23 protein-coding genes and 1 riboswitch are annotated in these 21,331 nt (G+C 73.9%); of the genes, 12 read left to right on the top strand and 11 right to left on the bottom strand.

From position 1 onward, the window contains the following. Positions 1-70 precede the first annotated feature (70 nt). From ELQ39_RS25160 to ELQ39_RS25125, 8 genes are all read left to right on the top strand, one after another. Positions 71-1,063, top strand: coding sequence for a CopD family protein (locus ELQ39_RS25160; protein ID WP_277995322.1), 993 nt, complete (start codon positions 71-73; stop codon positions 1,061-1,063). Between the two features lie 98 nt (positions 1,064-1,161). Beyond that, positions 1,162-2,145, top strand: coding sequence for a DEDDh family exonuclease (locus ELQ39_RS25155; RefSeq protein ID WP_225627407.1), 984 nt, complete (start codon positions 1,162-1,164; stop codon positions 2,143-2,145). A gap of 88 nt (positions 2,146-2,233) precedes the next feature. Next, positions 2,234-3,046 carry an SURF1 family cytochrome oxidase biogenesis protein gene (locus tag ELQ39_RS25150; protein WP_242594102.1) on the top strand — a complete coding sequence of 271 codons (813 nt, stop codon included), beginning with the start codon at positions 2,234-2,236 and terminating at the stop codon, positions 3,044-3,046. 167 nt (positions 3,047-3,213) lie between these two features. Further along, positions 3,214-4,770: a sodium:solute symporter family protein gene (locus tag ELQ39_RS25145; protein WP_242594100.1), complete on the top strand. Its 1,557-nt coding sequence runs from the start codon at positions 3,214-3,216 to the stop codon at positions 4,768-4,770. Further along, positions 4,767-5,369: a sigma-70 family RNA polymerase sigma factor gene (locus ELQ39_RS25140; protein ID WP_242594098.1), complete on the top strand. Its 603-nt coding sequence runs from the start codon at positions 4,767-4,769 to the stop codon at positions 5,367-5,369. The genes ELQ39_RS25145 and ELQ39_RS25140 overlap by 4 nt, the downstream gene beginning before the upstream one ends. Next, entirely contained in the window at positions 5,366-5,731 is a 366-nt protein-coding gene (locus ELQ39_RS25135; protein WP_242594097.1) for a hypothetical protein, read from the top strand. The genes ELQ39_RS25140 and ELQ39_RS25135 overlap by 4 nt, the downstream gene beginning before the upstream one ends. A gap of 33 nt (positions 5,732-5,764) precedes the next feature. Next, a complete protein-coding gene (locus ELQ39_RS25130; protein WP_190005067.1) occupies positions 5,765-7,546 on the top strand; it encodes a glycoside hydrolase family 15 protein in 1,782 nt (593 codons plus the stop codon). A gap of 4 nt (positions 7,547-7,550) precedes the next feature. Beyond that, the gene (locus tag ELQ39_RS25125; protein WP_190005068.1) at positions 7,551-8,306 is read left to right on the top strand and encodes an SDR family oxidoreductase; all 756 of its coding nucleotides are present in this window, start codon (positions 7,551-7,553) and stop codon (positions 8,304-8,306) included. 15 nt (positions 8,307-8,321) lie between these two features. On the opposite strand, the gene amaP is transcribed toward ELQ39_RS25125, so the two are convergent. The 5 genes from amaP to ELQ39_RS25100 are packed head-to-tail and all read right to left on the bottom strand — an operon-like array spanning position 8,322 to position 10,599. Further along, positions 8,322-8,906 carry an alkaline shock response membrane anchor protein AmaP gene (gene amaP / locus ELQ39_RS25120; RefSeq protein WP_242595653.1) on the bottom strand — a complete coding sequence of 195 codons (585 nt, stop codon included), beginning with the start codon at positions 8,904-8,906 and terminating at the stop codon, positions 8,322-8,324. Beyond that, a complete protein-coding gene (locus ELQ39_RS25115; RefSeq protein ID WP_242594094.1) occupies positions 8,903-9,526 on the bottom strand; it encodes a DUF6286 domain-containing protein in 624 nt (207 codons plus the stop codon). Before ELQ39_RS25115 ends, amaP begins: the two co-directional genes overlap by 4 nt. Beyond that, on the bottom strand, positions 9,523-9,906 hold the full coding sequence (locus ELQ39_RS25110; protein WP_190005071.1) for an Asp23/Gls24 family envelope stress response protein: 384 nt from the start codon (positions 9,904-9,906) through the stop codon (positions 9,523-9,525). Before ELQ39_RS25110 ends, ELQ39_RS25115 begins: the two co-directional genes overlap by 4 nt. Further along, positions 9,903-10,088 (bottom strand): hypothetical protein, encoded by a 186-nt coding sequence (locus ELQ39_RS25105; RefSeq protein ID WP_106414848.1) that lies wholly within the window; start codon positions 10,086-10,088, stop codon positions 9,903-9,905. The genes ELQ39_RS25110 and ELQ39_RS25105 overlap by 4 nt, the downstream gene beginning before the upstream one ends. Positions 10,089-10,113: 25 nt before the next feature. Next, on the bottom strand, positions 10,114-10,599 hold the full coding sequence (locus ELQ39_RS25100; RefSeq protein ID WP_391665030.1) for an Asp23/Gls24 family envelope stress response protein: 486 nt from the start codon (positions 10,597-10,599) through the stop codon (positions 10,114-10,116). Positions 10,600-10,694: 95 nt separating this feature from the next. Here ELQ39_RS25100 and ELQ39_RS25095 point away from each other — a divergent pair, with 95 nt between their 5' ends. Beyond that, on the top strand, positions 10,695-11,705 hold the full coding sequence (locus tag ELQ39_RS25095; RefSeq protein WP_242594093.1) for a hypothetical protein: 1,011 nt from the start codon (positions 10,695-10,697) through the stop codon (positions 11,703-11,705). A 32-nt stretch (positions 11,706-11,737) separates the two neighbouring features. Here the strand turns inward: ELQ39_RS25095 and ELQ39_RS25090 are convergent, their stop codons facing one another. The 3 genes from ELQ39_RS25090 to ELQ39_RS25080 all read right to left on the bottom strand — a co-directional run bounded on the left by ELQ39_RS25090 (position 11,738) and on the right by ELQ39_RS25080 (position 14,838). Beyond that, positions 11,738-12,541, bottom strand: coding sequence for an enoyl-CoA hydratase/isomerase family protein (locus ELQ39_RS25090; protein WP_225644431.1), 804 nt, complete (start codon positions 12,539-12,541; stop codon positions 11,738-11,740). Positions 12,542-12,646: 105 nt separating this feature from the next. Continuing rightward, positions 12,647-12,868: a helix-turn-helix domain-containing protein gene (locus ELQ39_RS25085; protein WP_006132657.1), complete on the bottom strand. Its 222-nt coding sequence runs from the start codon at positions 12,866-12,868 to the stop codon at positions 12,647-12,649. 371 nt (positions 12,869-13,239) lie between these two features. Continuing rightward, positions 13,240-14,838, bottom strand: coding sequence for an ABC-F family ATP-binding cassette domain-containing protein (locus ELQ39_RS25080; protein WP_242594090.1), 1,599 nt, complete (start codon positions 14,836-14,838; stop codon positions 13,240-13,242). Between the two features lie 214 nt (positions 14,839-15,052). On the opposite strand from ELQ39_RS25080, the gene ELQ39_RS25075 reads away from it, so the two are divergent. Continuing rightward, on the top strand, positions 15,053-15,472 hold the full coding sequence (locus ELQ39_RS25075; protein WP_190005076.1) for a VOC family protein: 420 nt from the start codon (positions 15,053-15,055) through the stop codon (positions 15,470-15,472). 117 nt (positions 15,473-15,589) lie between these two features. On the opposite strand, the gene ELQ39_RS25070 is transcribed toward ELQ39_RS25075, so the two are convergent. From ELQ39_RS25070 to ELQ39_RS25060, 3 genes are all read right to left on the bottom strand, one after another. Beyond that, positions 15,590-16,864 carry a hypothetical protein gene (locus ELQ39_RS25070; protein WP_225627417.1) on the bottom strand — a complete coding sequence of 425 codons (1,275 nt, stop codon included), beginning with the start codon at positions 16,862-16,864 and terminating at the stop codon, positions 15,590-15,592. 353 nt (positions 16,865-17,217) lie between these two features. Further along, positions 17,218-18,345, bottom strand: coding sequence for an alpha/beta hydrolase (locus ELQ39_RS25065; protein WP_242594088.1), 1,128 nt, complete (start codon positions 18,343-18,345; stop codon positions 17,218-17,220). 267 nt (positions 18,346-18,612) lie between these two features. After that, positions 18,613-19,344 (bottom strand): class II aldolase/adducin family protein, encoded by a 732-nt coding sequence (locus ELQ39_RS25060; RefSeq protein WP_242594086.1) that lies wholly within the window; start codon positions 19,342-19,344, stop codon positions 18,613-18,615. Positions 19,345-19,499: 155 nt separating this feature from the next. Here ELQ39_RS25060 and ELQ39_RS25055 point away from each other — a divergent pair, with 155 nt between their 5' ends. Next, positions 19,500-20,759 carry an inorganic phosphate transporter gene (locus ELQ39_RS25055; protein WP_190005080.1) on the top strand — a complete coding sequence of 420 codons (1,260 nt, stop codon included), beginning with the start codon at positions 19,500-19,502 and terminating at the stop codon, positions 20,757-20,759. Between the two features lie 28 nt (positions 20,760-20,787). Next, on the top strand, positions 20,788-21,009 hold the full coding sequence (locus ELQ39_RS25050; protein WP_190005081.1) for a hypothetical protein: 222 nt from the start codon (positions 20,788-20,790) through the stop codon (positions 21,007-21,009). Positions 21,010-21,248: 239 nt separating this feature from the next. Beyond that, positions 21,249-21,320: riboswitch (cobalamin riboswitch) on the top strand. Positions 21,321-21,331 lie beyond the last annotated feature (11 nt).

Below are 21,331 nucleotides of genomic sequence, written 5' to 3'. Positions count from 1 at the left end.
CGGACAAAGTCCGCAATCGTCCCCGCACTTGCCCCACTCTGTGTGACCTTGTGAAGATCCTGGGGTGACTCTGACGAAATCCAGGTCCCGGACCCGGGTGCCCCAGGCGCCCGGCGGGCGGCGGCGGGCCGTGGCCGTGCTCCTCCTGGTGGCGCTCGGTGCGCTGATACCCCTGCTCGGGCCGTCGCCCGCGCTGCACGGCACCGGGGAGGCGGACCCGCCCGGGACCGGGGGCATAGCCCTGCTGCGCACCGTGCTGTTCGCGGCGCTGGCCGTGCCCGTGGGCGAGCTGTTCGCCGTGCGGCTCGCGCGGACGCTTCCCGGCGCCCCGCCCGCCCTGCCGCGCAGTTGGTCGACCGTCGCCAACTCCGTCGGTTTCGTGGCCGCCCTGGGACTCGCGTCCGTCGTGGCGACCGGCAACCTCGTGCCCAGCAGTCCCACCGACATCGACGTGGGCGGCCTCTACGAGACGAGGGACGGCAAGCTCGCCCTCCTGGAGGTCAACGGGTTCCTCGCGGCGGCCCTGTGCTCCGCGTCGCGCCGCCCCGTCACCCAGGTCCTGCCGCTGACGGCGGTCGTCGTCGCCGAGGCGCTCCGCGCGCACCCGGCGACGGAGTACAGCCCGCTCGTCGGATCGGGACTGACGCTGGTGCACCTGACATGCGCGTCGCTGTGGGCGGGCGGCCTGCCGCACGTCCTGCGCACGCTGCGGCTGTGGGGGCGCGCGGAGGCGGGCGCGGCGCTGCTGGGCCGCTACGCGCGCGTGGCGCTCGTCCTGCTCGCCGCCATCACCGCGACAGGGGTGTGCAGTTCACTGCGCCGGATGCCGCCCGGGACGATCCTGGAGCAGCTGACGGACACCGCGTACGGGCGCGTGCTGCTCGCCAAGGTGGTCCTGATGGCGGGCGTGTCCGCACTCGCCCTGTGGGCGCGGGTGCGGCTGGCACGGGCGGCCGACCCGCTGACCGCCCGTTCACCCGCGCGGGCGGAGGTGTGCGTACTCGCCCTGGTGGTCGCGGTGTCGGGACTGCTGACCGCGCTGCCGGTGCCGATCCGCTGGTGACCGCCCCGCGCGCCCTCACGCGCGCGTCGCGAACGGACGCGCCGCACGGGGCACCTGACGGACAGGCCTGTCAGTAGCGGGCCGTATCCTCATGAACCATGCTCGAAGACCTCACCGCCGCAGCCGCCTCCCCCACCGCGTGGCCGGCCGCGTATCCGCAGGGATACGCGGTCGTCGACGTGGAGACGACGGGGCTGGCCCGGGACGACCGCATCATCTCCGCGGCCGTCTACCGGCTGGACGCGCGCGGCGAGGTCGAGGACCACTGGTACACGGTGGTCAACCCGGAGCGCGACCCGGGCCCGGTGTGGATACACGGGCTGACGAGCGAGATGCTCGAGGGCGCGCCCCTGTTCCAGGACATCGCGGCGGAGTTCGCGGCGCGCCTGGAGGGCCGCGTCCTGGTGGCGCACAACGCGGTGTTCGACTGGCAGATGATCGCCCGCGAGTACGCCCGCGCGCGCAGCGAGGCCCCGGTGAGGCAACGGCTGTGCACCATCGCCCTGTCGAAGGAGCTGAGGCTGCCGCTGCCCAACCACAAGCTGGAGTCGCTCGCGGCGCACTTCGGCGTCGTCCAGCGCCGGGCACACCACGCGCTGGACGACGCGCGCGTGCTGGCGGAGGCGTTCCGTCCCAGTCTGCGGGCCGCGGCGGCGGGCGGCGTACGGCTGCCGCTGCACGAGTGCCGGCCGCTCACCGAGTGGTCGGACCGTCCCCGCATCGGGCAGCAGGCGTCCTACGGCGGGCGGGCGCCCTCCAGTTGGCGCCCCTCCCGCAAAAGGCCCGCATGCCCCTATCCCAACCCAGGCCGGTACGAACCGGGCAAGCGTCTCAAGCAGGGCATGCGGGTGGCGTTCTCCGGGGACACCTCCACCGAGCGTGACCTTCTGGAGGACCGGGCGACCGAGGCGGGGCTGCACGTGGCGACGAGCCTGTCCCGGCTCACCAGCCTGCTGGTGACCAACGACCCGGACTCGGGCACGTCGAAGACGGTCAAGGCCCGTCAGTACGGCACGCCGGTGGTCGACGAGGCCGCCTTCGGCCAGCTTCTCGCGGACGTCGAGCCCGCCTCGGAGACCTGACCGCCCGACCGGGCGGGAGCCGGCCCGGGAGGGCGCGCGGGACGTACCCGGCTCCGAGCGCCTCCCGTCCGGGTTGTACCTTCGTGGGGTGTACCGCTTCCTGCTGTCCAGGCAATGGGTGACCCTCACGCTGGTCGCCCTGCTTCTCGTCCCCACGATGATCGCGCTGGGCATCTGGCAGATGAACCGCTACGAGGAGCGCTCCGCGCGTAACCAGCTGGTGACCGACGCGCTGGCCGCCGACCCGGTGCCGGTGGAGCGGCTCGCTGCCCCGGGCCACGAGGTGACCCGTGCCGAGCGGTACCGCACGGTGACCGCCACGGGCCGGTTCGACACGGACGCCGAGGTCGTGGTGCGCCGCCGCACCAACGCCGACGAGGAGATCGGCTTCCACGTCCTGACCCCGTTCGTCCTCGACGACGGCAAGGTGCTGCTGGTCAACCGCGGCTGGATCCCCGCCGACGGCCCCAGTCAGACCGCGTTCCCGAAGGTGCCCGCGCCGCCGCGCGGCGAGACCACGATCACCGGCCGGCTGATGCCGGACGAGACGACCGAGGCGAGCGGCATCAAGGATCTCGAGGGCCTGCCGGACCGGCAGATCATGCTGATCAACAGCGAACGGGAGGCGGAGCGGCTGGACGCCGACGTGCTCGGCGGCTACGTGGCGCAGACCGCTCCCGAACCCGCGAGCGGTCTCCCCCAGCAGCTCGGCAACCCGGGCAAGGAGAACGCGGCGCTGAACTACGCGTACGCGATCCAGTGGTGGCTGTTCGCCGCCGCCGTCCCGGTCGGCTGGGTCGTGCTGGCCCGCCGGGAGGCGCGCGAGCGGACGGCGAAGGCGGGCCAGGACACCGACACCGGCGCGCCGGACGCCGCCCGCAGCGAGTCCGCGGCCGTCTGACCTCACTCCCCCGTTCTCCCCGATCGCCGGTTTCTGTGCGAGAGTGGCGCACCGTCGGGCGTGTCGCCGATGGGTTCCGGACACGGAACAGACCGGTTTCCGTCATCCGGGCGGGCCGTCCGCGCAACTCTTCCCCGAGGGGCACAGCACACGAAGGACGGTGATCCATGGCCGGCGCAGCCATGACCACGACGTTCCTCACCGTGATCGGCGGGGCGTCGCTGCTCGCCGTGACCGCGCGCCGGCTGCGCCCCAGCGACCGCCTGCCCTCGCTGGAGGGCTGGGCGCTGGCCGACCGCGGCCTCGGCGCCGGCTGGACCTGGCTGCTGTTCGGCGGGACGGTCTACACCGCGTACACCTTCACCGCCGTGCCGGGACTGGCGTACGGCAACGGCGCGTCCGCCTTCTTCGCGGTGCCCTACACGGTGATCGTCTGCCCGCTGGCGTTCGTGCTGCTCAGCCGGCTCTGGGAGGTGGCCCGGCGGCACGGCTACATCACGGCCGCCGACTTCGTGCGCGGCCGCTACGGCTCGGCCCCGCTGGCCCTGGTCGTGGCGCTGACCGGCATCCTCGCGACGATGCCGTACCTGGCGCTCCAGCTGCTGGGCATCCGGGCGGTGCTCACGGCGGGCGGGCTGTACCCGCCGGGCGCGGCCGGGGACCTGGCGATGGTCGCGGTGTTCGCGGGGCTGGCGGTGGCCACCTACCGGCACGGGCTGCGCGCCCCCACGGTGATCGCCGCGCTGAAGGCCGTGGCGGTGTTCGTGTCGCTCATCGCGGTCTGCTGGCTGGTCCTGGACCGGTTCGGCGGGCCCGGCGCGGTCTTCGACGGGGCCGCCCGCGCCCTCGGCGGCACCGATCCGGCCCACTCGCCCATGGTGCTCACGCCCGGGCAGCAGCCCGCGTACGCGACGCTCGCGCTCGGCTCCGCGCTGGCGCTGCTGATGTACCCGCACGTGCTGACCGCCGGGTTCGCCGCCGACGGGACGCGCACCCTGCGCAAGGTGTCGGCGGGGCTGCCCGCCTGGACGGCGCTGCTCGCGCTCTTCGGCTTCCTCGGCATCGCGGCCCTCGCCGCCGGGGTGCGGGCGCCCGCGGGCGGTGCGGAGGCGGCGGTGCCGATGCTGGTCGACCGGCTGATGCCGGGCCCGCTCGCCGGGCTGGTGTTCGGCTCGATCGTGGTGGGCGCGCTGGTCCCGGCGGCGGTGATGTCCATCGCCGCGGCCACCAGCTTCGTCCGCAACGTGTACGTCGAGTACGTCCACCCGACGGCCACGCCGAAACGGCAGGTGCGGGTCGCCAAGGCGGTGTCGCTGACCGCGAAGCTCGGCGCGGTGGCGTTCGTGTTCGGGCTGCGCGACCAGGACGCGATCAACCTCCAACTGCTCGGCGGGGTGTGGATCCTGCAGGTCTTCCCGGCGGTCGCCGTCGGGCTGTACACGCGGTGGCTGCACCCGCGGGCGCTGCTCGCGGGCTGGGCCGTGGGCATGGCCGCCGGAACCCACCTGGTGGTGCGGGAGGGCTTCTCCTCGATCGTGCCGCTCGTCGCCGGCTCGCCCGAGATCTACGCCGGGGTCGCCGCCCTGGTGCTGAACCTGGCCGTCGCGGTGGCCGCCACACCCGTTCTCGCCCGGCTCGGCGTCCCGCGCGGCCCCGACGCCACCGACCTGCCGTCCCGCCCGCGCGCCGGGCGACGTCCCCCGACGGGAGCGAACAACGCGTGATACGCAGACACCGTCCCCCGGTCACCCTGCCCCCGGCCCCGGCCGGCCCGCCGCCGCCCGAGCCGCCGGGCCCGCCCGCCCCGCTCGCCGACCCCGCCGACCTGGAGCGGGAGGCCGGTGTGGCCCGCCTCTTCGAGCTGCACTACTCCTCGATGCTGCGGCTCGCCGTGCTGCTCGGCGCCGACGACCCGGAGAACGTGGTCGCCGAGGCGTACTACCAGATCTACCGCCGGTGGCGGCGGCTGAAGGACGCCGCCGCGGCCGAGGCCAGTCTGCGCTCCACGGTCTGCGACCTGACCCGGACGCGGGCACGCCACCTCCATGCCGCCCGCCGGCACGAGGAGCGGCCCGCCTCCCCGCCCGAGCCCACCGTGGCGTCCGCCGAGAACACCGCGCTGCTCCGGGACGACCAGCGGGTGCTGATCGACGCGCTGCAGCAGCTCCCGGCCCGGCAGCGGGAGGCGCTGGTGCTGCGTCACTGGCTCGGGCTGAAGGAGGCCGAGATCGCCGCCGCGATGGGCATCTCCCGCGGCTCCGTCAAGACGCACACCTCGCGCGGCATCGCCGCGCTGACCCAGGCCATGGAGGCCCGGCGATGAAGCATCAGGACGCGACTCCGTCACGTGGCACCAGTCAGGACCGCACCGGGCACGAGCGGTCCGGGCCGCCCCGGCCGCCGGGCGCCGAGCGCACCGAACGGGAGCTTGCCGACGCCCTGCACGCCCTGGCCGGCGGGGTGCTGCCCGCCCCGGACGCCTACCGCACCGCGCGCGGCGAGTGGCTGCGCCGGGAGCGCCGTCGTCGGCTGGTGCTCACCGTGCTGGTCGCCGTCGTCTTCGCGCTGGCCACGCTGATCGGGCTGTGGGTGCTCAACCAGGCGCCCGCCGAACCCGGTGTGATCTTCTCCGGCGACGGCGCCGCGTCCGCCGACGGACCGTCACTCCCCCGGCCGCCGGGCTGATTGCGGCACCCGGCGGCCGGGAACCCGCACCCCGTGCTTCGTATCGAGGACTACGCGCTCATCGGCGACGAGCAGACCGCTGCCCTGGTGGGCACCGACGGTTCGATCGACTGGCTCTGTCTGCCCCGCTTCGACTCGGCGGCCTGCTTCGCCCGGCTGCTCGGCGACGAGAGCAACGGGCACTGGCGCATCGCCCCGCCGGGCCAGGAGCGGTGCGCCCGCCGCGCCTACCGCGAGGACTCGCTGATCCTGGACACGGTGTGGGAGACGCCCGAGGGCGCCGTCCAGGTCACCGACCTGATGCCGCAGCGCCACCGGGCGCCCGACCTGGTGCGGATCGTGCAGGGGCTCAGCGGTGAGGTGACCGTGCGCAGCACGCTGCGGCTGCGGTTCGACTACGGCTCGGTGGTGCCCTGGGTGCGCAAGGCCGACGGACACCGGGTGGCGGTGGCCGGGCCCGACTCGGCGTGGCTGCGCAGCGTGCCGGAGGTGCACACCTGGGGCGAGGACCTGGGCACCCACTCGGAGTTCACGGTGAAGGAGGGCGAGCGGGTCGCCTTCGTGCTGACCTGGCACCCCTCGCACGAGCCGCGGCCCGCGCTGGTCGACCCGTACTCCTCGCTGCGGCACAGCCTGAAGGACTGGCAGGCGTGGGCGTCCCGCTGCCGCTACCGGGGACCGCACCGGGACATGGTGGTGCGGTCCCTGATCACGCTGAAGGCGCTCACCTACCGTCCCACCGGCGGTATCGTCGCCGCCCCCACCACCTCCCTGCCGGAGGAGCCGGGCGGCGTACGGAACTGGGACTACCGCTTCTGCTGGCTGCGGGACTCCACGCTCACCCTGAGCGCGCTGCTCGCCGCCGGGTACATGGAGGAGGCCGAGGCCTGGCGCGACTGGCTGCTGCGCGCGGTCGCCGGCGATCCGGCGGACCTGCAGATCATGTACGGGCTGGCGGGCGAGCGGCGGCTGCCCGAGTTCGAACTGCCGTGGCTGTCCGGGTTCAACGGCGCCGCGCCCGTACGGGTCGGCAACGAGGCCGTGAAGCAGCTGCAGCTCGACGTGTACGGGGAGGTCGTGGACTCACTGGCGCTGGCCCGGCGTTCGGGGCTGCCCGGGAGGCCGGACGTGTGGGCCCTGCAGTCGGTGCTGCTCAACTTCCTGCGCACGGCCTGGCGTCAGCCGGACGAAGGGCTGTGGGAGGTGCGCGGCGGCAGGCGCCACTTCGTGCACTCCAAGGTGATGGTGTGGGTGGCCGCCGACCGCATGGTGCGGGGGCTGGAGGCGTTCCCGGACCTCGACGGCGATCTGGACGGCTGGCGCGCCCTGCGTGACGAGGTGCACCGCGAGGTGTGCGAGAAGGGCTACGACCCGGTGCGCAACACGTTCACGCAGTCCTACGGCTCGCGTGAACTCGACGCGGCGCTGCTGCTGATCCCCCGGGCCGGCTTCCTGCCGCCCGACGACCCCCGTGTGCTCGGCACCGTCGACGCGGTCCGCGCGGAGCTGGGCCAGGACGGTCTCGTACGCCGCTACACCCCGGACGCCACCGACCTCGACGGGCTGCCCGGGCAGGAGGGCACCTTCCTGGCGTGCGCGTTCTGGCTGGTGGACGCCCTGCACCTGACCGGCAGGACCGAGGAGGCGCGCGAGCTGTTCGAACGGCTGCTGGGGCTGGCCAACGACGTGGGCCTGCTGGCCGAGGAGTACGACACGGCGACCGGGCAGCTGCTGGGCAACTTCCCGCAGGCGTTCAGCCACATCGGCCTGGTGAACAGCGCCCTCGCCCTCTACGGGGACGAGGGGGCAGGATAGGGCCATGGATCTTGGACTGAAGGACCGGGTGTACGTCGTCACCGGGGCCACCCGCGGACTGGGCCACGCCTCCGCGCGGGCGCTTCTCGCCGAGGGCGCGAAGGTGGTCGTCACCGGGCGGAAGGAGGACGCGGTCGCCGAGGCCGCGTCCGCGCTGGGGCCGGACGCGGCCGGGGTGGCCGTCGACAACGCCGACCCCGCGGCCGCCGAGCGGCTGATCGCCACCGCGCGGGAGCGGTTCGGGCGCTTCGACGGCGTCCTCGTCAGCGTGGGCGGGCCGCCCCCGGGGTTCGTCGCGGACACCACCGACGAGCAGTGGCAGGCGGCGTTCGAGTCGGTGTTCCTGGGCGCGGTGCGGCTGGCGCGCGCGGCCGCCGCGGAGCTGGGCGAGGGGGGTGTCATCGGCTTCGTGCTGTCCGGCTCGGTCCACGAGCCGATCCCGGGCCTGACCATCTCCAACGGCCTGCGCCCGGGCCTGGCCGGCTTCGCCAAGTCCCTCGCGGACGAGCTGGGGCCGCGCGGCATCCGCGTCGTGGGCCTGCTGCCCGGCCGCGTCGACACCGACCGGGTGCGCGAGCTGGACTCCCTGTCCGCCGACCCGGAGGCCACCCGCCAGGCGGCCGAGTCCCGCATCCCGCTGCGCCGCTACGGCACCCCTGAGGAGTTCGGCCGCACGGCGGCGTTCCTCCTGTCCCCGGCGGCGTCGTACGTCACGGGCGTGATGCTCCCGGTGGACGGCGGTTCGCGGCACGGGTTCTGAACCCGGACACGGTGGTCAGGTGACCCGCTCCGGGCGGTGCTTCACCGCCCGGAGGCGGACCTCCGCCGTGAGGTCCGGAAGGCCTGTGGAGTCGCGCGCGTGAGCCAACGGGCCCGCGGTGAAGGCGTCCAGGGCCGTGCCGGGGTCCACATGGGGCTCCAGGAGCATGACGACGCGGGTCCGTGGGGTGCCGCGGCGGCCGGTGAGGAGGACGCGGGCCCGGGCGACGCCGTCCTGGCGGTTCGCCTCCTCGGCGAGCGCGTGCTCCAGGGCGCGGCCGCGCAGCGCCCCCACCTCGCCGTCGCCGGTGTCGACGACGATCTCCGACATGCGCCGACGCCGGAAGACGGAGACCAGCCACCACAGGCAGAGCAGGACCACCACGGCGAGCGCGGCGATCACCGCCGGCCACCACCATCCCTCGTCCCGCCACCGGGTCCGCTCGGAGTCGTCGAGCAGCACGTCGTGCCGGCCGTGGTGCAGCCACCAGGAGGGCGCGGGCGCGCCCAGCCCGATCGCCAGCACCGAGCCGCCGAGCAGGACCAGCACCAGTCCCACGAGAGCCAGAAGCACGCGGTTCACGGTCTTGTTCACGGTTATCGCCCCTTCCGGCCGGGCCGCCGCACGCGCAGCGACAGCGTGGACGGCCGGGCCAGGCCCAGCCCCCGGATCGCCCCCTCCAGCACGGCGGTCAGGTCCTCCCGTACGTCGTCCAGGTCGCGGAAGTGCGACACCGCCCGCACGTCCGTCTTCCTCCGCTTCACGGCGACCCGGACCGACTGCACCCCGGCCACCTCGAGCGCACGGTCCCGCAGCACCGTGGCGGCCGCGTCCCGGTCGAGGCCCGCGCGGACGTCGGGGTGGACGCGGCGCATCGTCAGCAGGGAGCGCAGCCCGGGAGTGAGGGCCAGCACCAGCAGCCACAGGCCGAGCGCGGCGGCGACGGCCGCGCCGGTGAGCACCCACACGTCGTCCAGCGGGCGCTCGGCGAGCTGCCGGGCGAGGTCACGGCGCCAGCTCATCCCGGGCCGGTCGGCGCGTACCGCGGCGATGTCGTACAGGAACCACCCCGCGATCACGAGGATCGCCAGCGCCACCAGGCCCGCCGGGACGCGGCGGGCGGACCAGAAACGCCTGCGTCCGCCGCCCGCGCCGCCCGTGGTCGCGCCGCTCTCCGTCGGCGGCGCCGGGCCGGCCGTCGTGTCCTGGGTTGTGCTCATGGCGTCCTCCCGCCCACCGTGCCGGGCCTGGCGGCCAGGTGCAGCCGCTCGACCTGCACGACGACCTCCGGTACGGCCATGCCCGCGAGGTCTCGCACCCGGTCGACGATCCGCCGCCGCACCCGTGCGCAGCGGCCGCCGATGTCACCGGGGTAGTCGAGTTCGACGTGCACCCGCACGCGCGCGCTGCCGTGCCGGACGACGACGCTCGCGTGCGGCGGCTCCGCGTCCGGCGGGAGCACGCCGACGGCCTCACGCGCCGCCTGGGATGCGATCTTCGCGACCACCCGGTCGGCGATCGTGGTCTCCCCGCGCTCCGCCGGAGGGACGTTCCGCGGGTGTCCGGTGAGTTCCCCGGCCCCCGCGCCCACCCCCGTCACCGCCGCCGTTCGTCACGGGGACGGAAGAAGTCGCCGAGCTCCAGGTCGCCCTCGAGCAGCCGGCCGACCACGAAACCCACCGCGCCCAGGGCCGCCACGAGCAGGAAGGCCCCGAATCCGCCGAAATATCCGGCGAAGCCCAACGCCATGCCGGCGATCATGCCGACGACGGCCATCCTCATGCCTCGCTCCTCCGCTCAGGGTGTCTCACTGCAGGCGGGACTCGGGTTCGTCCTCCTCCTCGTCGGGCAGTTTGACGTCGCTCACCGCGATGTTGACCTCGACGACCTCGAGGCCCGTCATCCGCTCGACCGCCGCGACGACGTTCTCCCGCACGTCCTTGGCGACGTCCGCGATGGACACGCCGTAGTCGACGACGATCTCCAGGTCCAGCGCGGTCTGCACCTCGCCGACCTCGGCCTTCACACCGCGCGTCGGGGACTTCGACCCGCCTGGCACCCGTTCGCGCATGGCTCCGAAGGTCCGGGAGATTCCGCTGCCCATGGCGTGCACGCCCACGACGTCCCGCGCGGCCAGGCCGGCGATCTTCTCGACCACGCCGTCGGCGATGGTGGTCCGGCCCCGGTCGGCGGGGGCGCCGCCGCCGCGTCGGACGCCCTGGCCCCGGCGCGTGCCGGAGTCACCCAGGTTCTTCTCGGTGTCAGGAGCCCGTACCGAGCCACTTTCGGTCATGTCGCTCATCGCCATACATCCCTTCGGTCGTCCTCCTTCAACCACCGTATGTGCGCTTGCCCCGATTCGCGCCCGAGATACGGCAGGCTGGAGGAATGACCACGGACCGGTGGACGCAGATGGTGCGGCAACAGGTGGGGCTGGGCAGGATCCTGCCGCTGGGAACGGCGCGCGACGGCGCGTGGATCACGGAACGGGCGGTCGGGGCGGCGCTGCGCCGGGCGGCGGAACGGGACATGCCGGAGGTACGCCTGGACGGGGTCCGCGTCGGGCTCGCCGACCCCGCCGCGGCCCTCGAGCCGGCCGTGCCGGCGCCGCCGAGCGCCCTGCCGCCGGGCCCGCTGCGGCTCACCGCGACGTTCGCGGCGACGGCCGCGTGGCCGCTCCCGGAGACGGCGTCCCGTCTGCGCACGGCGCTGGCGGTCGCCGCGACCGAACGGGTGGGCCTGGACCTGACAGAGGTGGACCTGCGGGTCACTGAGCTCCTGGACACGGAGCCGGCAGCGGAACGGCCGGGGGCGCCGGGGAGGCCTGGGGTCCTGCACGAGTCCAGGGCGACGGACAGGCCCGGGGTGACGGACACGCCCGGAGGGACGGTCACGCCCGGGGCGGCGGCCAGGCTTGGGGATACGGACACGTCCGGGGCGACGGACGGACCCAGCGACACGGACACGCCCAGGGCGGCAGGTTGGCCCCGGGGTGCGGACACGCCCGGAGCTGAAGCGGTGCGGGCGCCCGGCGCGGGGGACGCCCTCGGAGCGGCGGGGTCGCCCGAGGCGGCACCGGGTTCCGGCGCCGCGGACGCGCAGGCGTCGGGAGTGGCGGACGCCGCTGACGGTGGCGGCTCGGAGGCCGAGCGGGTCGCCGCCGCGGTGCTGGGGGTGTCCGGGGTGAGCCGGTTGACGGGCGTGTGGGGACGACCGGTGCGGCTCGGCGAGCGGGCGCCGGCCGCCCGAGACGCCCTGCCGCGCCGCCATGCGCGCGTGCACCTCGCCGTCGCGGCGGGCTTCCGCCCGCTGGAAGTGGCACGGGCCGTGCGGGCCGCCGTGACCGCCGCGCTGCCGGACCGGCCGACGGTGGCCGTCCTGGTCACCGACCTGGACTGACTCCGCGCCGACGGCCGGTCACGGCCACCCGCTCACTCGCCGAGGCCGGCCAGATCACGCAGGCGGCGAGCCTGAGCCGCCCGCTCAGCGCCCCGCTGCTCGTCATAGGTGCGGCCCTGGGCGCCCCGCAGCAGCGCCTTCGTCTCGATGACGGCGTCGCGCGGCGCGGCCAGCAGTGCCGCCGCGAGGTCCTGCACCGCCCCGTCGAGCTCGGCGCCGGGCACGGCGAGGTTGGCCAGGCCGATGTTCACCGACTCCTCGGCCGTGACGAAGCGTCCGGTCGCGCAGATCTCCAGCGCGCGGGCGTAGCCGACGAGGCCGACGAGGGGGTGCGTGCCGGTCAGGTCCGGCACCAGGCCGAGACTGGTCTCGCGCATGGCGAACTGCGCGTCGTCCGCGACCACACGCAGGTCACAGGCGAGGGCCAGCTGGAATCCGGCCCCGATGGCGTGTCCCTGCACGGCGGCGATGGACACGATGTCGTTGCGCCGCCACCAGGTGAACGCGTCCTGGTAGCCGGCGATGGCGGCGTCCAGCGCGGCGTCGTCACTGCGCGCCAGGTCGACGAAGGACGGCTCACCCGGGATTCCCTCGGGCGAGAGCATCTGCCGGTCGAGCCCGGCGGAGAACGACTTGCCCTCCCCGCGCAGCACCACGACCCGGACGGATCCGGGCAGCGATTGACCCGCCTCGGTCAGCGCCCGCCACAGAGCGGGGCTCTGCGCGTTGCGCTTGGCCGGGTTGGTCAGCGTCACCGTGGCGATCGCGTCGTCGACGGTGAGCCGTACACCGTCCTTGTCGAGAACCGGACCGAGGTCCTGGGGGGACGAAGCCATGGGGCGCCTCCGATGGGTGCGGTCATCCAAGTGACTGCACAGTAACCACCCGGCCGGCCGGACGACCGACCGGGTGGCCACCGTCGGGTCTGCGGGGCCCCGGGATCAGGCCGACGGAGACTTCTTGCCCCGCGTCGCCCCGCCACGCCCTCGGAGCGTGACGCCCGACTCGCTCAGCATGCGGTGCACGAATCCGTAGGAGCGGCCGGTCTCCTCGGCCAACGCCCGGATGCTCGCACCGGCGTCGTACTTCTTCTTCAGGTCTGCCGCGAGCTTGTCGCGCGCGGCGCCGGTCACCCGGCTGCCCTTCTTCAGAGTCTCGGCCACCCGTGCCTCCTCATGGGAAGTGCGCTCTGGTCTCCTCATGATCACCCCTCCCGGGCCCGATGGCCACCCATTCGGCAAGGTCGATAAGACAACCTTGTGACGACGGGAGCGTGTCCCCACATCCGGAATGAGGAATTCCAAGCTGCTTCCGCGCGACCGCCGAACGGGTTTCTCGAGGAATGCGCAGGTCAGAAAGACGCGACGGCCGGACCCTCGTTCCACGAGCGTCCGGCCGCGAAATCCGTGTAGGACACACCTCAGGATGAGGAGATCTCACACGATTGATGGATCACCGATGGGCCGAATGATCCATACGCAGTGGATCACGCATTCGATCAAGCTCCGCTGACCCGGTCGGCGGGCTCTGCCGATCAGGCGAGCGCGACCAGATCCGCGTAGTCGGAGCCCCACAGGTCCTCGACGCCGTCGGGCAGCAGAATGATCCGCTCCGGCTGGAGCGCCTCGACGGCGCCCTCGTCGTGGGTGACGAGGACGACCGCGCCCTTGTAGGTGCGCAGCGCGCCGAGGATCTCCTCGCGGCTGGCCGGGTCGAGGTTGTTGGTGGGCTCGTCGAGCAGCAGGACGTTGGCCGAGGAGACGACGAGGGTCGCCAGCGCGAGACGGGTCTTCTCGCCGCCGGAGAGGACCCCGGCCGGCTTGTCGACGTCGTCGCCGGAGAACAGGAAGGAGCCGAGCACCTTGCGGACCTCCACGAGGTCCAGGTCCGGCGCGGCCGAGCGCATGTTCTCCAGGACCGTGCGGTCCGGGTCGAGGGTCTCGTGCTCCTGCGCGTAGTAGCCGAGCTTGAGGCCGTGCCCGGGGACGACGGCGCCCGTGTCGGGCTGCTCGACCCCCGCGAGGAGCCGCAGCAGGGTGGTCTTGCCGGCGCCGTTCAGTCCGAGGATCACGACCCGGGAGCCCTTGTCGATCGCCAGATCGACGTCGGTGAAGATCTCCAGCGAGCCGTACGACTTCGACAGGCCCTCCGCCATCAGCGGGGTCTTGCCGCAGGGCGCGGGCTCGGGGAAGCGCAGCTTGGCGACCTTGTCGGACTGGCGCGCCTCCTCCAGACCGGCGAGCAGTTTCTCCGCACGGCGGGCCATGTTCTGCGCGGCGACCGTCTTCGTCGCCTTGGCACGCATCTTGTCGGCCTGGGCGTTGAGCGCGGCGGCCTTCTTCTCGGCGTTCTGCCGCTCGCGGCGGCGGCGCTTCTCGTCGGCCTCGCGCTGCTGCTGGTAGAGCTTCCAGCCCATGTTGTAGACGTCGATCGTGGCGCGGTTGGCGTCCAGGTAGAACACCTTGTTGACGACCGTCTCGACCAGGTCGACGTCGTGGGAGATCACGATGAAGCCGCCGCGGTAGGTCTTCAGGTAGTCCCGCAGCCAGACGATCGAGTCGGCGTCGAGGTGGTTCGTCGGCTCGTCGAGGAGCAGGGTGTCCGCGTCGGAGAACAGGATGCGGGCGAGCTCCACGCGGCGGCGCTGACCGCCGGAGAGGGTGTGCAGGGGCTGGCCGAGCACCCGGTCGGGGAGGTTGAGCGCGGCGGCGATCGTCGCGGCCTCGGCCTCGGCGGCGTACCCGCCCTTGGTGAGGAACTCGGTCTCCTGGCGCTCGTACTGCTTCAGCGCCTTCTCGCGGGTGGCGCCCTGGCCGACCGCGATGCGCTGCTCGTTCTCGCGCATCTTGCGGATCAGTACGTCGAGGCCCCGGGCGGACAGGATGCGGTCGCGGGCGAGGACGTCGAGGTCGCCGGTGCGGGGGTCCTGGGGCAGGTAGCCGACCTCGCCGGAGCGGGTGACCGTGCCGGCGGCGGGCATGCCCTGGCCGGCGAGGACCTTGGTGAGGGTGGTCTTCCCCGCGCCGTTACGGCCGACCAGGCCGATGCGGTCGCCCTTGGCGACGCGGAAGGTGGCGCTTTCGATGAGGATGCGGGCACCGGCGCGCAGCTCGATGCCGGAGGCGGAGATCACGGACAGACTCCAGGGCAGGTGTGGAGGGCGGTGGGCGGCTGAGGGCGTTCCCGCCGTCTAATGCGCGAGGAGAATGGCCATGCGAGCCATTCTAACGGGGCGGTGCAAGCGCTTTTCCGCCCGCGGACCGCTCCCGGCGGTTGCCGGTGGCGGGTGTCACACTGACCCGTGATGAGACATCTCGGTGCACTTCGGACACGAGGAAGTGATCGTCATGGCAGGTACAGGCAGTGGCAGCTCCCGGCCGGGCGTCGTCCCGACCCTGCTGTACGCGGACGCGAAGGCGGCGATCCGTCAGCTGACGGAGGGGCTCGGCTTCACGGAGGTGTCGGTGTACGAGGGGGAGGACGGCACGGTGGAGCACGCCGAACTGGCCCAGGGGAACGGGGTGGTGATGCTGGGGTCCAAGGGGCGTGGGGGTGTGTTCGACAGGGCGATGAAGGGGGCGGGGCCGGCGGGGGTGTACGTCGTGGTGGACGACGTCGATGCGCATCACCGGCGGGCGGTGGACCAGGGGGTGGAGGTGCTGATGCCGCCGACCGACCAGGACTACGGGTCGCGGGACTACATGGCCCGGGACCTGGAGGGCAACGTGTGGAGCTTCGGCACGTACGCGCCGGAGGCGGGGGCCTGATCCGACGGTGGCCGGTGCGGCACCTGGGCCCGTGTCGTATCCGCCGCGTCCTGCGGGGTGCCGTTGATCCCACCCGGTACCCCCGCGGCGCCGCACCGTCCCCCGCCGTGGCGTGGGTCAGCCGCCCTTGTGGACCTGGAACGCCGCTCTTCGGACCGCCTTCGCGAAGGCCGGGTCCGGGTGGGCCGCTGCCAGGGCGACCAGGACCTGGACCGTGCGCGGGTGCCCCACCGCGCGGACCTCGTCCAGGAGCGCCGGCACCGTCGGCTGGACCGCCGTCTCCAGGTGACGGAGCAGCAGCGGCGCCTCACCGTGGTCCGCGACCGCCGCCGCCGTGTCCACCCACAGCCACGTCGCCTCCTCCCGCGTGAGCACCTCGTGCGCGTCCTCGGGGTCCATTCCGTCGTGCTCGGCGAGCCACAGCAGGGCGTACGGCCGCAGCGCGGGCTCGTCGAGGGCGGCGCGCACCTCCGGCTCGGCGGGGCCGCCGACCACCCGCAGCGCCTCGAAGGCGAGGCCCCGCAGCAGGGCGTCCTCCCCTCGCGCGGCGGCGATCAGCTCGGTGACGGCGCTGCCGACCGGCCGGGCGGCGAGCCAGGCGCGGTACTCGGCGCGGGCCGCGGCCGGACGGAGCCGCGCGCACCCGCGCAGCATGTCCTCCGCGCCCTGCTCGATGTTGCCCGCCGGGCTCTGCGCGGCGACGCAGATCTGCTCCAGCTTGACCCACACCGCCCAACTGCCGAGCGGCGTGAGGGTGGCCTGGCCTTCGCCGTAGGTGAGCGCGCCGACGGAGGCGAGGGCGCGCAGCGCCCAGTCGAGGAGCGGCTGCAGCGGGGCGTCCGCGGCGGGCGCGGGGCGGGGCTCCGGGGCGACGGCGGGGATGCCGGGCGCGTCGGGCCGCGGTCCGTAGTCCACCTCGCAGCGCTCCGTGCGCAGTTCGGTGACGCGCTGCTCCAGCAGGTCGAGCAGCTGGGGCACGGGCACCGGCCCGGCGGACAGCTGCAGGAAGGACAGCACCTGCGGCATGGCCGTCACGACCTCGGCGACGGCGGCGGGCTCGTAGTCCTCGGGTTCGGGGCAGGCGAGCGACCACGCGTCGCAGAGGGCGACCCAGCCCCGCAGCACGGCGCTGTCGTCGCGGTCCCAGGCGCGCAGCCGCCAGCCGGGGCGGGCACTGTCGCCGTGCACCTCGATGAGGCCGGCCAGCCGGGCGGTGTCCCAGTCGGCACGGACCTGATCGACGGTCAGGCCGAGGGCCTCGGCGGCCCGGCGGGCGGTCGCGTCCGACAGGGTGGCCTTGCCGTCGGCGGTGGCGCTGTCGCCGCCGGGGCCGAGGGCGCGGTCGGCCCAGCGGGCCACGCGGGCGGCCGCGGCCAGGACGGAGCGGGCCATTCCGGCCAGCTCGGCCGGTGCGGGTGTGCCCTCCGGGGGGCGTGGCGCGGGGCGGCGCACACGCCGCTGCTCGATCGCGGCGGGGGCGGCGGCCAGGGGTCGCGGGCGGACGAGTCGAAGCCTGGAGTCGCGCGGGATACGGGACGTCACGGGTGCAGTCTTCCGGTTGACGGTGCGAAAACCCAAACGGAATGCCGAGGGACGCCTCGGTGGCCCTCGCCGTCCCGGCCCGGACGGTGCCGGAGGGACCCGATCAAGCCAATGGTCCGGCCCTAAACGGAATCTCCCGCACCGCCCGCTGCGGCGCCCTTCGGAGGGGCTCGTCAGGGTGGGCCGCCGCACGGGACGCCGGCTCACATCAGCGGGACGAGGAACCTTCGCAGCGACTCCTCGTACGTGGCCGGGTCGGCATTCCACATCGCGGCGTGCGGGGCGCCCCTGACGGTCTGCAGGGTGACCGTGTTGGGGTGGGCGGCGGCGAGACGGCGGGAGAACCGCCAGGGGGCCACCGTGTCGTCGGGGCCGTGGAAGATCTGCGTCGGGATCGAGATGCCGTCCAGGCGCACCGCGCCGGGCCGGTGGTCGCCGTACAGGCCGGTGCGGCCCTGGGCGGCGCGGACGGCCAGCGGCAGGAGCACGCCGGGGGTGCGGCGGGCGCCGGCGAGGGCGCGCAGGGTGGACTCCCAGTCGAGCACCGGGGAGTCCAGGAGCAGTCCGGCGACGCGTTCGCGCAGTTCCGAGCGGGCGGCGGCGCGCAGCGCCATGGTCGCGCCGGTGGAGAAGCCGTAGAGGACCACTTTGCGGGCGCCGGAGTCGACCGCGTGCCGCAGCACGGCGTCGAGGTCGCGCCACTCGGTCTCGCCGAGGTGGTTGAGCCCGTCCGGGGAGCGGGGCGCCTCCGGGTCGCCCCGGTAGGCGGGGACGAGCACGGGGAACTGGTGGCGGCGGAGGGCGTCGAGGACGTTGAGGACGTGCTCGCGGGTGGTGCCGAGACCGTGCACGGCGATCACCCAGGTGTCCCGGTCTCCGGGCACGAACCACGCGGGCAGCGGCCCGAGTTCGCCCGGAACGTCGAGGACGGTGTGGTCGACGCCGAGCGCGGTGGCGGGGTCGCCGACGTGGACGTTCGGGGTGAAGCGGGCCCGGTCGCCGGGTTCGGGCGTCCCGTAGGTGACGCGTTCGAGGCGGCGTACGACGGTGTCGGCGGAGTGGGTCGCACCGGCCAGGACGGGTCCCACGACCGCGTGGAAGCGCTCGCCGACGAGGCCGTAGCGACCGGGCCGCAGCGCGGCGAGGTCACGCGTGAGGGTGACCTGGCCGGCGGCGGTGGCGTGGACGGTGAGGCCGGGCTCGGTGGGCAGGGGCCGGCCCGAGGGAATCCTCAGGGCGGCGTCGCTGGCGAACCGGCCGACGGCCACCGCGGCGGCGCCGGCCCCTATCACGGCGGTGACGGCTGCTGCCGTCGCAGTCACAGTGCGCACGCCTCCCAGTGTCGGGTCCGGACGCGGACCCGGCCAGTGGACATGTGACCGGAAACCCGCCCGGACGCGGTCGGCCTCACGGCCGCGTCAGCGGAAGGGGTTCCCGCCGGGCCGGTCATGACACCCGGGACTCGACGGCCGACAGGGGTACGCCACTCCGTCCGGCCGGCGGACGCCGGGAGCCGACGGAGCGGCAAACCGGTTTGTCGACATGGCGTCACGGAACACCAAGGACGCGGCGCTCCGGCCCGGCTCCCCGTCAACGCCTCACCCCCGTTGCCCATACCCCCGCAACCGCTCCCCCGCCTCCGCGAGCTGCTCACGGCTGAGCAGGGCCGGGGTCATTCCCGGTACCGATGAGGCCGTGAGCCAGACGCGGCACATCCATTCCAGCTGGGCGGTGCGGTCGTACGCCTGGGCGAGGCCCGCGCCGTGGGTGAGGGTGCCGTGGTTGCGCATCAGGCAGCCGGTGCGGCCGTCGAGGGCGCGCAGGGTGTTCTCGGCCAGTTCCGGTGTGCCGTAGGTGGCGTAGCGGGCCACGCGGACGGGGCCGCCGAGGGCCGCGGTCATGTAGTGGATCGCCGGGAGCTCGTCGACGAGCGTGGAGACGGCGGTGGCGTGCACGGCGTGCGTGTGGACGACGGCGCGCGCGTCGGTGGTGCGGTAGACGCCCAGGTGGAGGGGCAGCTCGCTGGTCGGGACCAGCGCGCCGAGCACCTGCCGGCCCGTGAGGTCCACCCCGGTCACGTCGGCCGGGGTGAGCCGGTCGTACGGGACGCCCGAGGGCGTCACCAGGACGGTGTCGCCGACCCGTACGGAGACGTTGCCCGAGGTGCCGACGACCAGGCCGTCGGCGACGGTCCGGCGGGCCGTGTCGACCAGCTCCGCCCAGGCCTCCGCCACCCCCTCGCCCAGCTCCGCGGAGCCCTCACCGCGCGTGCCCGTGACGCCACGCTCGGCGCCCTCCGCTTCCTGTCCGGTCCCGTGCTGTTCGGCCATGTGGAGATCCTGCCAGTGGCGCAGGCCGTCTGGGCCGGACGGCGGAGGGCCCACCCCCTCTTACGGTCACCGTGATGCCGGTTCCAGTTCATCTTCCGTTCACTCTGGTTACCTACGTTCGACCAGCCAATGACCTCGAACGATTGCCTGGGTAAATGGAAAGCTTCTCGCTGATCCTCGCGATTGTGGTGGTAACCGCACTCGCGTTCGATTTCACGAACGGTTTCCACGACACCGCCAACGCGATGGCAACGACCATTTCGACCGGCGCGCTCAAGCCCAAGGTCGCGGTGGCCATGTCCGCCGTGCTGAACCTTGTCGGCGCTTTTCTCTCGGTGGAGGTCGCCAACACGATCTCCAAGGGCCTCGTCGACGAGGCCGGCATCCGTCCCGAGGTCATCTTCGCCGCGTTGGTCGGTGCGATCCTCTGGAATCTCCTCACCTGGCTGGTCGGCCTGCCGTCCAGTTCCTCGCACGCCCTCATGGGCGGTCTGATCGGCGCCACGGTCGCCTCCGCCGGCTTCGGCGCGGTCCACGGCGACGTGCTGGTCACCAAGGTCCTGATCCCCGCGATCGCCGCCCCGCTGGTGGCCGGCGTCGCCGCGATGTTCGCGACCCGGCTCACGTACCGCATGGGCCGCAACGCCGACACCAAGGCCTCCGAGAAGGGCTACCGCGCCGGCCAGATCGCCTCGGCCGGCCTGGTGTCCCTGGCCCACGGCACCAACGACGCCCAGAAGACGATGGGCATCATCACCCTCGCCCTGGTCGCCGGCGGCGCCGTCGCCCCCGACTCCGACCCGCCGATGTGGGTCATCCTCTCCGCGGGCATCGCCATCGCCCTCGGCACCTACCTGGGCGGCTGGCGCATCATCCGCACCATGGGCAAGGGCCTGACCGACCTCCAGCCGCAGCAGGGCTTCGCCGCCCAGACCAGCGCCGCGACGGTCATCCTGGCCTCCTCGCACCTGGGCTTCTCGCTCTCCACGACGCACTCCGTGTCGGGTTCCGTCATGGGCGCCGGCCTCGGCCGCAAGGGCGGCGTGGTCCGCTGGTCCACGGCCACCCGGATGTTCGTCGCCTGGGGCCTGACCCTGCCGGCCGCCGCCCTGGTCGCGGCGATCGCCGAGTGGGTGTGCGGCTTCGGCAGCTGGGGCACCGCCGTCGTGGCCGTCTTCCTGGTCGCGTCCAGCGCGGCCATCTGGAAGATCTCCCGGCGCGAGGTCGTCGACCACACCAACGTCAACGACCACGGCACCCCCGAGGCCCCCGCCGAGGAGCCCCCCGGTGTGGTCACCCAGGCGATCGCCGCCGTGACCCCGCCGCCGGCCGGCCCCTCCGAGGACCTCTCGGCCACCATCCCGGCCCCGGCCGCCGCCGACCCGCAGGCCCCGTCGGCCGCCTCGACCGTCTGACCGCGTCCGGCACGAAGGAAGAAGCAGCATGAAGATCGACTGGGCGGCCCTCGGCTCCGTGTTCGGCGTCAGCCTCGTGGTCACCGTGGCCCTGGTGGCCCTGTTCACCCTCGGCATCTCCGGTCTGTCCCGCCGCGAGCGGGCGTCCGCCGAGGGCCGGACCGCGGCCCTCGCGGTCACCGGCGCCTACGCCTGCTTCGCCGCGTGCGCGGCGGCCGTGGGCTACGGCATCTATCTGATCATGGCCTGACCACCGGCCGCACGCGTGAGCGGGCGGGACGGGAGCAGCGGCTCCCGTCCCGCCCGTCGCCGTGTCCCCACCCATGTCGACCCACGCCGGACGTTCGCGCGCGGCCACGGGCCGCTCACGGCGTTCACCCACGTGAGCCCCTCTGTGGGCCTCGGCACACTTCAGCCCCGCAGGTCAACGGCAAGTTGACGGCCCTTCCAGAGGCATGGTGGACTGCCTCCGCCAATACGGCGACAGGAGAGGAAGCCGGTGCGAATCCGGCGCGGTCCCGCCACTGTCACCGGGGTGTGAGCCCCGGGAGCCAGGAACTCTCGCCGCCGGT

Origin of the sequence: Streptomyces sp. GB4-14, from assembly GCF_022696125.1 — a bacterium.
Lineage (GTDB): Bacteria > Actinomycetota > Actinomycetes > Streptomycetales > Streptomycetaceae > Streptomyces > Streptomyces werraensis.
The sequence above is the reverse complement of the archived record's forward strand: the minus strand, read 5'-3'. Positions and strand labels throughout refer to the sequence as shown.

Coding starts and splice junctions, on each gene's coding strand:
- ELQ39_RS25155 (WP_225627407.1), top strand. CDS start 1,162: ATGCTCGAAGACCTCACCGCCGCAGCCGCCTCCCCCACCGCGTGGCCG.
- ELQ39_RS25145 (WP_242594100.1), top strand. CDS start 3,214: ATGGCCGGCGCAGCCATGACCACGACGTTCCTCACCGTGATCGGCGGG.
- ELQ39_RS25135 (WP_242594097.1), top strand. CDS start 5,366: ATGAAGCATCAGGACGCGACTCCGTCACGTGGCACCAGTCAGGACCGC.
- ELQ39_RS25125 (WP_190005068.1), top strand. CDS start 7,551: ATGGATCTTGGACTGAAGGACCGGGTGTACGTCGTCACCGGGGCCACC.
- ELQ39_RS25115 (WP_242594094.1), bottom strand. CDS start 9,526: ATGAGCACAACCCAGGACACGACGGCCGGCCCGGCGCCGCCGACGGAG.
- ELQ39_RS25105 (WP_106414848.1), bottom strand. CDS start 10,088: ATGAGGATGGCCGTCGTCGGCATGATCGCCGGCATGGCGTTGGGCTTC.
- ELQ39_RS25100 (WP_391665030.1), bottom strand. CDS start 10,599: ATGACCGAAAGTGGCTCGGTACGGGCTCCTGACACCGAGAAGAACCTG.
- ELQ39_RS25095 (WP_242594093.1), top strand. CDS start 10,695: ATGACCACGGACCGGTGGACGCAGATGGTGCGGCAACAGGTGGGGCTG.
- ELQ39_RS25090 (WP_225644431.1), bottom strand. CDS start 12,541: ATGGCTTCGTCCCCCCAGGACCTCGGTCCGGTTCTCGACAAGGACGGT.
- ELQ39_RS25075 (WP_190005076.1), top strand. CDS start 15,053: ATGGCAGGTACAGGCAGTGGCAGCTCCCGGCCGGGCGTCGTCCCGACC.
- ELQ39_RS25070 (WP_225627417.1), bottom strand. CDS start 16,864: ATGGCCCGCTCCGTCCTGGCCGCGGCCGCCCGCGTGGCCCGCTGGGCC.
- ELQ39_RS25060 (WP_242594086.1), bottom strand. CDS start 19,344: ATGGCCGAACAGCACGGGACCGGACAGGAAGCGGAGGGCGCCGAGCGT.
- ELQ39_RS25055 (WP_190005080.1), top strand. CDS start 19,500: ATGGAAAGCTTCTCGCTGATCCTCGCGATTGTGGTGGTAACCGCACTC.
- ELQ39_RS25050 (WP_190005081.1), top strand. CDS start 20,788: ATGAAGATCGACTGGGCGGCCCTCGGCTCCGTGTTCGGCGTCAGCCTC.